The sequence below is a fragment of the Klebsiella sp. Ech2A genome (assembly GCF_030078455.1).
Lineage (GTDB): Bacteria > Pseudomonadota > Gammaproteobacteria > Enterobacterales > Enterobacteriaceae > Klebsiella > Klebsiella terrigena.
This window is the reverse complement of the sequence record NZ_JAQGFU010000313.1, coordinates 1-3,279: the sequence shown is the minus strand read 5'-3', so window position 1 is coordinate 3,279 and position 3,279 is coordinate 1. Positions and strand designations below refer to the sequence as shown.

Genomic DNA, 3,279 nt, shown 5'->3' with positions numbered 1-3,279 from the left:
AGGTCGCCGCCGGGTCGTCCGCCGGCAGCCGATGGGCGCGGGCAAACGTGCCGATCGCCGTCTCGCCGTCGTTCAGCAACAGGCCGATACGCCCCAGCAGCTGCCAGCCGGCGAGATCCTGCGGATTATCCTGCAGCCGGCTGCGCAGTCCCAGCCGAAGCTCGGCGATCTCATCCATCCGCAGCGGCGCGGCGGCGGGGTCTTGTACCTGCTGCAGCAGGGCCGGATAGTGGCGCTGCGCCTGCTGCCAGAGCATCACCTGGCCGAAATCGCTGGTTTTAAGGAACAGGCCGCCGCTGAGGCAGACCAGCGCCAGCGCTCCCGGCAGCAGCACCCGGCGGCCGAGGGGCCGGGGAGCGCGGGCGTCTGACTCCGGAATATCCGCCAGCAGCGTGCGCTGCAGCTCCACCACCAGCGCCTCGCGGTGAGCGCCGTTTTCCTGCTCCAGCTCCTCCAGGCGCGAGCGGTAGAGCGCCCGGTTAAGCCGATCCCGGTCCATCGCCCCTTTCTCCTGCCAGGGCAGATAGAGCAGCGCGAGGGCGCCGGCCAGCAGCAGCGCGGCAACGATTAAGAACGCAGTCATGCATCATTTCCTTTTTTCAGTAACGCCGCCAGCCGCTGGCGCTCTTGTTCGCTCAGCGCCGCATCGGCGGTATCGCGACGCCTGGCGCGCGCCACCAGCAGCCCGGCGCCCGCAGCCACAAACAGCCCGGGGATCAGCCACAGCAGGATCGTCCCCGCCGTCAGCGGCGGCTCATAGCTGACGAAGCTGCCATAGCGCGCCACCATATAGGCGACGATCTGCTCCTTGCTCTGCCCCTGCTGCTGCAGCTCGTAGACCTTAAGCCGCATATCGGCGGCGATCATCGCATTCGAATCCGCGATGCTGTTGTTCTGGCATTTCGGACAGCGCAGCTGGGAGGTCACCTCGCGAAACGCCTGCTCCTGGGCCTCGTTTTTAAACTGCCAGGTATCAATGGCTCCCAGCGCGCTGCCCGACAGCAGCAGCGCCATCACGCCGCTCAGCAGGCGCTTCATGAGGCCGACTCCCGGCGATATTTCTCCCACAGCGGCCGCAGCTGCTCGCGCCAGACCCGCTCATTGAGATCCCCCGCGTGCCGCCAGCGGATAATTCCCCGGCCGTCGATCAGAAAGGTCTCCGGCGCGCCGTAAACGCCGAGGTCCAGCCCCAGCATACCGCTGCCGTCGAACAGGCTGACGGCGTACGGATTGCCGAGGCTATCGAGCCAGCTCACCGCTTTGCGGCGGTCGTCTTTGTAATTCAGCCCCACCACGCGTACCCCCTGCTGTGCCAGACCGTTAAGGAACTGATGCTCGGCGCGACAGGTCGGGCACCATGTTGCCCAGACGTTGAGCAGCAGCGGCCCGCCGCTGACCAGCACCGAGCGATCGTAGAGCTGGCCCGGGACGTTCAGCGCCTCGAGGCGAAACTCCGGCACCGGTTTGCCTACCAGCGCCGACTCCAGCGTCGTCGGGTCATCGCCGTCGGCGTTGCGCATCAGCTGCCAGAACAGCGCCGCCGCCAGCGCCAGGAACAGCGCCAGCGGGAGAAAAAGCCATCTGCGGTTCATGATTGCGCCTCCTGCAGTTTTTTACGCAGCCGGTAGCGCGGGTCGAGCATGCAGCACAGGCCGCCGAGCGCCATCAGCACGCCGCCGTACCAGATCCAGCGCACGAAGGGTTTGTAGTAGAGGCGCACCGCCCAGCTGCCGTCGCCCAGCTCCTCGCCCAGCGCGGCGTACAGGTCGCGGGTCAGCCCGCCGCTAATCGCCGCTTCGGTCATCATCATCCGGCTGGCGCTGTAGAAGCGCTTTTGCGCATACAGCGTGGCTTCCGGCCGCCCGCCGCGGGTGACCTGAATCACCCCTTCGCCGCCGGTCCAGTTGGCGCCCACGATGTTGCGCACGCCCGCGAAAACGAAGTGGTAGCGGTGGATATCAATGCTGTCGCCGGCCTTCATCCGCACGTCGCGCTCCACGCTGTAGCTCTGGCTGAACGCGATGCCGATAACCGTCACCGCCACGCCGACGTGGCCGAGCACCATCCCCCACTGGCTGCGCGAGAGCGTCCTTAACCCGCGCCAGAATCCGTGCCGGTGGGTAGCGCGTTCGTGCACCTCGATCAGCGAGAAGATAAGCACCCAGATCGCCATCATCAGGCCCAGCGTCGCCATCGCCGCAATGCGGTCCTCCAGCAGCCACGGCAGCAGCAGCGCCAGCAGCAGGGTGACGACAGCTGAAGCCGCCGCGCGCTTCAGCTGTTTCGCCGCAGCGTCGCGCCGCCAGCGCACCAGCGGCCCGATGCCCAGCAGCAGCGCAAACGGCGCCATCAGGGCGGTAAACATGGTGTTGAAGAAGGGTTCGCCAATCGAAATGCTGCCCAGCCCCAGCTCTTTATGCACCAGCGGCAGCAGCGTTCCGAGGAGCACCACCAGCATGGCGGCAATCAGCAGAATATTGTTGCTCAGCAGGAACGACTCCCGCGACCACAGCGAATGCTCGACGCGCGCCCGCACCCGTCCGCCCTTAATGGCGTACAGCAGCAGCGATCCGCCGATGGCAATGACCAGCAGCGCGAGAATAAACAGCCCGCGCGTCGGGTCGGAGGCGAAGGCGTGGACCGAGACCAGCACCCCGGAACGCACCAGGAAGGTCCCCAGCAGGCACAGCGAAAAGGCGGAGATCGCCAGCAGTACGGTCCAGGCGCGGAAGCTGCCGCGTTTTTCCGTTACCGCCAGCGAGTGCAGCAGCGCGGTGCCGACCAGCCACGGCATAAAGGAGGCGTTCTCCACCGGGTCCCAGAACCACCAGCCGCCCCAGCCCAGCTCGTAGTAGGCCCACGCCGACCCGAGGACGATGCCAAGGGTCAGGAAAACCCACGCCGCCTGGGTCCACGGCCGCGACCAGCGCGCCCACGCCGTATCCAGCCGCCCGGCCAGCAGCGACGCGATGGCGAAAGCAAAGGCCACCGAGAAGCCCACGTAGCCCATATAGAGGATCGGCGGATGGAAGATCATGCCGATATCCTGCAGCAGCGGATTGAGATCCCGGCCATCGATGGGATACAGCGGCAGCGTGCGGGTAAAGGGGTTGGAGGTGAGCAGAATAAACAGCAGAAAGCCGAAGGCGATCATCCCCATCACCGCCAGCACTCTGGCGACGGCGTCGAGCGGCATGCGGCGGCTCAGCAGCGCCACCGCAAAGGTCCAGACGCTCAGCAGCAGCACCCACAGCAGCAGGGAGCCCTCGTGGGCGCCCC

General features: G+C 66.5%; 4 protein-coding genes. All 4 read right to left on the bottom strand.

Going from position 1 to position 3,279, the window contains the following annotated elements; translation table 11 throughout:
• Positions 1–583, bottom strand: a 583-nt coding sequence (gene ccmI / locus PFH44_RS26120) for a c-type cytochrome biogenesis protein CcmI (protein ID WP_283826630.1), incomplete at its 3' end; no start/stop codon positions are given.
• A complete protein-coding gene (locus PFH44_RS26115; RefSeq protein WP_463671579.1) occupies positions 580–1,038 on the bottom strand; it encodes a cytochrome c-type biogenesis protein in 459 nt (152 codons plus the stop codon). The genes PFH44_RS26115 and ccmI, both read right to left, overlap by 4 nt.
• Positions 1,035–1,592 carry a DsbE family thiol:disulfide interchange protein gene (locus PFH44_RS26110; protein WP_283826629.1) on the bottom strand — a complete coding sequence of 186 codons (558 nt, stop codon included), beginning with the start codon at positions 1,590–1,592 and terminating at the stop codon, positions 1,035–1,037. The genes PFH44_RS26115 and PFH44_RS26110 overlap by 4 nt, the downstream gene beginning before the upstream one ends.
• On the bottom strand, positions 1,589–3,279 hold a 1,691-nt coding region (locus PFH44_RS26105; RefSeq protein WP_283826628.1), incomplete at its 5' end, for a heme lyase CcmF/NrfE family subunit. The genes PFH44_RS26110 and PFH44_RS26105, both read right to left, overlap by 4 nt.

Coding starts and splice junctions, on each gene's coding strand:
- PFH44_RS26115 (WP_463671579.1), bottom strand. CDS start 1,038: ATGAAGCGCCTGCTGAGCGGCGTGATGGCGCTGCTGCTGTCGGGCAGC.
- PFH44_RS26110 (WP_283826629.1), bottom strand. CDS start 1,592: ATGAACCGCAGATGGCTTTTTCTCCCGCTGGCGCTGTTCCTGGCGCTG.